Annotated in this window: 6 protein-coding genes; 3 read left to right on the top strand and 3 right to left on the bottom strand. The window is 72.9% G+C overall.

Annotated elements, in window-relative coordinates; genetic code table 11:
- A partial coding sequence (gene map / locus GSF22_RS31320) for a type I methionyl aminopeptidase (protein ID WP_208817522.1) occupies positions 1–755 on the bottom strand: 755 nt, incomplete at its 3' end.
- A gap of 89 nt (positions 756–844) precedes the next feature.
- On the opposite strand from map, the gene GSF22_RS31315 reads away from it, so the two are divergent.
- The 3 genes from GSF22_RS31315 (at position 845) to GSF22_RS31305 (ending at position 3,217) form a co-directional block, all read left to right on the top strand.
- Positions 845–1,111, top strand: a complete 267-nt coding sequence (locus tag GSF22_RS31315; RefSeq protein WP_208817521.1) for a helix-turn-helix domain-containing protein — start codon at positions 845–847, stop codon at positions 1,109–1,111.
- A 131-nt stretch (positions 1,112–1,242) separates the two neighbouring features.
- Positions 1,243–2,730 carry an FAD-binding oxidoreductase gene (locus tag GSF22_RS31310; protein ID WP_208817520.1) on the top strand — a complete coding sequence of 496 codons (1,488 nt, stop codon included), beginning with the start codon at positions 1,243–1,245 and terminating at the stop codon, positions 2,728–2,730.
- Positions 2,696–3,217 (top strand): hypothetical protein, encoded by a 522-nt coding sequence (locus GSF22_RS31305; protein ID WP_208817519.1) that lies wholly within the window; start codon positions 2,696–2,698, stop codon positions 3,215–3,217. The genes GSF22_RS31310 and GSF22_RS31305 overlap by 35 nt, the downstream gene beginning before the upstream one ends.
- A gap of 84 nt (positions 3,218–3,301) precedes the next feature.
- Here the strand turns inward: GSF22_RS31305 and GSF22_RS31300 are convergent, their stop codons facing one another.
- Positions 3,302–3,670: a DUF4180 domain-containing protein gene (locus tag GSF22_RS31300; RefSeq protein ID WP_208817518.1), complete on the bottom strand. Its 369-nt coding sequence runs from the start codon at positions 3,668–3,670 to the stop codon at positions 3,302–3,304.
- Positions 3,663–4,118: a helix-turn-helix domain-containing protein gene (locus GSF22_RS31295; protein ID WP_244454472.1), complete on the bottom strand. Its 456-nt coding sequence runs from the start codon at positions 4,116–4,118 to the stop codon at positions 3,663–3,665. Before GSF22_RS31295 ends, GSF22_RS31300 begins: the two co-directional genes overlap by 8 nt.
- Between the last annotated feature and the right edge of the window lie 221 nt (positions 4,119–4,339).

Raw genomic sequence — 4,339 nt, 5'->3', positions numbered from 1 at the left:
GTCAGGATCCGGGGGCCGGCGGCGGTGACGGCGACGGTGTGTTCGGAGTGGGCGGTGCGGGAGCCGTCGGCGGAGCGGATCGTCCAGCCGTCGCTGTCGAAGATGATCCGGTCGGTGGAGCGGCAGAGCCAGGGTTCGATGGCGATGGTGAGGCCGGGGGTCAGTTTCATGCCACGGTGGGCGCGGCCGTTGTTGGGTACGTGCGGTGCCTCGTGCATGGTGCGGCCGATGCCGTGGCCGCCGAACTCGGCGTTGACGCGGTAGCCGTAGGAGTGGGCGACCTCGCCGATCGCGGCGGAGACGTCGCCGAGCCGGCCGCCGGGCTGGGCGGCGGCGATGCCGGCGGCCAGGGCGACCTCGGTGGCCTCGATCAGTTTCAGGTCGGCCGGGTCGGGGGTGCCGACGACGACGGAGAGCGCGGAGTCGGCGACCCAGCCGTCGATGCCGACCGCCATGTCGATGCTGAGCAGGTCGCCGTCGCGCAGGACGTAGTCGTGCGGCAGGCCGTGCAGCACCGCGTCGTTGACCGACAGGCACAGCACGTTGCGGAACGGGCCACGGCCGAACGACGGGGCGTAGTCCCAGTAGCAGGATTCGGCGCCGCGCTCGGTGATCCGGCGGCGGGCGTGGTGTTCGAGGTCCATCAGGTTGACCCCGACGGCGGCGACGGTGCTCAGCTCGGCGAGCAGTTCACCGACGAACTGGCCGGTCACCGCCATCCGGTCGATCTCCTCGGCGGACTTGAGCTCGATCACGACGGCCTCCCTCTCCCGTTCGGTATTTTTATACCGGGATTTTTATACCACGCCCGGTCGGGGATCCTCCCGGGGGATATCCTGCTCGCATGGTTCGCCAACCACTGACCGCCGAACAGATCGCCGCGGGCCAGCGCCTCGGGGTCGCCCTCCGGGCCGCGCGGGCCGGCCGCAGCCTCGTCGAGGTGGCCCTGGCAGCCGGCATCTCCCCGGAGACGCTGCGCAAGATCGAGGCGGGCCGCCTGCCCGCGCCGGCGTTCGGCACGGTGGTCTGCCTGAGCCAGGCCCTCGACGTCCCGCTCGGCGACCTGGCCGACGCCTGGCTGGCCGACATGCCCGTCCGACAGGCGTCCTAGCGGCCATCGGAAGGGATCTCCTGCCGGCCCACTAGCCGAGGTCAAGTTCCCCGCAAGTGCCACCTGGCACCGTCAGGTCATCCGGCGCCCGGTCACCTCGACCGGATGCCCTGACCGCGAGGAGCACGCCCGTGCGTACGTTCGTCGACGCCGCCGCCCTGGCCGAGCGGGTCCGCGGACCCGTGTACCTGCCCGGTGGCGACGGCTTCGCCCAGGAGACCGCCGCCTGGAACACCGCCGTCGTCCACCGCCCGGAGATCGTCGTCGGTGCCGCCGACGCCGCCGACGTCGCGGCCACCGTCCGCTGGGCGGTGCGGCACGGTCTGCCCGTGGCGGTGCACAGCACCGGTCATGGCCCGCTCGCCCCGGTCGACGGCGGGGTCCTGGTCACCACCCGTCGGATGACCGGGGTCCGGGTGGATCCGCAGCACCGGACGGTACGTGTCGACGCCGGGGTGACCTGGCAGGCCGTCATCGACGCGGCGGCCCCGCACGGCCTGGCCCCGCTCAACGGTTCGTCCCCGCTGGTGGGTGCGGTGGGGTACACCCTCGGCGGCGGGCTCGGCGTGCTGGCCCGGCAGTACGGCTTCGCCGCCGACCACGTCCGCCGGATCGAGATCGTGACCGCGGACGGGCAGCTCCGGACGGTCGACGCGGCGCACGACCCGGAGCTGTTCTGGGCGTTGCGGGGGGCGGGGAAGGGCCGGTTCGGGATCGTCACCGCGATCGAGCTGGACCTGGTACCGGTGACCCGGCTCTACGGCGGCGGGATCTTCTTCCCGGCGTCGGCCGCCGCCGACGTGCTGCACGCGTTCCGGTCCTGGGTGGGCACGCTGACCGGGCGGACCACCACGTCGGTCGCCCTGCTGCGGCTGCCGCCGCTGCCGCACCTGCCCGAGCCGCTGCGTGGACAGTTCGTGGTCCACCTGCGGGTGGCCCATCTCGGCGACGCCGTGGAGGGGGAGCGGTTGCTCGCGCCGATGCGGGCGGTGGCGCCGGCACTCGTCGACACGGTCGGGGAGATGCCGTACCCGGCGATGGCCGCCATCCACGCCGACCCGACCGACCCGATGCCGACCCACGAGGCCGGTGTCGTCCTGCGGGACCTGCCGGCCGAGGCCGTCGACGCCCTGCTGGCCGTGGCCGGTCCCGAGTTCGACGTGCCGCTGATGATGGTGGAACTGCGGCTGCTCGGCGGGGCGCTGGCGCAGCCCGCCGTGGTGCCCAACGCGGTCAGTGGACGCGAGGGAGCCTTCTCGCTGCTGGCGGTCGGGCCCCTCATGCCCGGTCTGGAGCAGGTCGTCCCGGCCGTGGTGCGCAGCGTCCTCGACGCGGTGGAGCCGTTCGCCGCGTCGACCGCGCTGGCCAACTTCCACGGCGCGGCCGTGCCGGTCGGGCGGGACTTCGGCGGCTGGTCCCCGGCCGACCGTGACCGGCTGGCCCGGATCCGCGCCGAGTACGACCCGACCGGTGTGTTCGCGCCGGTCACCGCCTCTTCCCGTACCTCCGACAGTTCCCACTGGAGTGATCATGAACCGCACCACGTCCGTCCTGCTCGCGGTCTGCCTGGGAGTCACCGCCGTCGTGACCGGCGCCCCTTCGGCCTCCGCTCATGGTGACGCCGACCATTCCGCCGGCGGGCACGCCGGCCGGCCCGTCTCGTCGAGCACGCTGAAGGAGCTGGCGGCGGTCCGGGCCGCGACCGCCCGTTACCACGACGTCGCCGCCGCGCTCGCCGACGGGTACGCGCCGGCGCCGGTCTGCGCGGAGCTGCCCGGTGTCGGGGGGATGGGCTACCACTTCGTCAACGAGGCCCACCAGCAGGACGGGATCTTCGACGTGACCCGACCGGAGATCCTGCTCTACGCGCCGGGGCCGGACGGTCTGCGGCTCGCCGGGGTGGAGTACCTCGCCGTCGACGCCGACCAGGACCTCACCACCGACGACGACCGGCCGGAGCTGTTCGGCGTCCCGTTCGACGGGCCGATGCCGGGGCACGAGCCGGGCATGCCGGTGCACTACGACCTGCACGTGTGGGTGTGGCGGCACAACCCGGCCGGCATGTTCGCGGTGTGGAATCCGGGGCTGAGCTGCGCGCAGGGCTGAACCCGGTGGCCGGTACGGGCATCCCCGTCGGGTCGGGTGCCCGTACCGGTTGGGCCGGCCCGACCCGGCGGGGGTGACGTCGGGTCAGTCGGTGGCCCGTAGCCGGTCGTCGAGGGCGTCGAGGTCGGGGACGAACCAGATGTGGTCGGCCCGGTTGGATTCGTGGACGAGGGCGCGCAGGGCGGCGCTGGCCGCGAGGTGTCGGGAGATGTCACCGACGACGGCGAGGCGGAGCCGGTAGTTGACGAACTTCTGCATGATCTCCCCGGCGAACCGGGTGCCCAGGGAGAAGAACCGTTCGTCCAGGCGGTCGGCGGGTACGGCCACCACCTCGGCGCCGAGGAAGGCCGCACCGATCAGGTCCAGCGCGTCCTGGGTGGTGGCCACCGGGGGGCCTGCCGGGTCGCAGACGAGTACCGGTACCCCGGCCCGGTGCTCCAGCACGTCAGGCACCGTCTCCTCCCGGGGTGAGCAGGCCGTTGTCGCCGTCGAGGACCGCCTCGACCAGGCGGAGCAGGTCGGCGGTGGCGGCGGTGCCGCCCAGGATCACGATCTTCATGCGGTGGCGTTCCCCGTCGTGGATGGTCTGGACACGCAGCGGTTCGGTGGGCTGGTCGGTGGTCTGCGCCCCGGCCAGGAGCAGGGTGGCCAGCCGGTCGGCGGCGGCCCGGTCGACGCCGTCGATCTGCACGATGCTCGACACCTCCACCGGGCCGACGGCGGCGGGGCGGGCAGTCGGCTGCTGCCCGGTCAGCGCGGCGAGGTCGCTGCGGGTGATCCGGTACTGCTTGCCGATCCGGGTCGCCCGGAGCCGGCCGCTACGGATGTAGCCGCGCACCGTGCGGACGTGTAGGTCGAGCAGGTCCGCCACCTGCTCGACGGAGTACATTTCTTCCGTCATCGTTACCTATACTAGCCGGCGCGGAGGCTGATAGGGAAGTTTGCAGCCGGCGACGAGAGGCCGGCGGGTGCCGTCGATGCGCCGTTCCGGTTGACGGGCCACCCCATTCGAGATGACATGTATCAATGTCTGTGCTGTCTCGGCAGGGCCTCGGTCGCGTCATCCTCGCGGTCACCGGTGCCCTGACCCTCTCCGTCGCCGGGCTCACCCCACCCCCGGCC

The sequence above is a fragment of the Micromonospora echinofusca genome (assembly GCF_017614955.1).
Classification (GTDB): Bacteria; Actinomycetota; Actinomycetes; order Mycobacteriales; family Micromonosporaceae; genus Micromonospora; species Micromonospora echinofusca_A.
The sequence above is the reverse complement of the archived record's forward strand: the minus strand, read 5'-3'. Positions and strand labels throughout refer to the sequence as shown.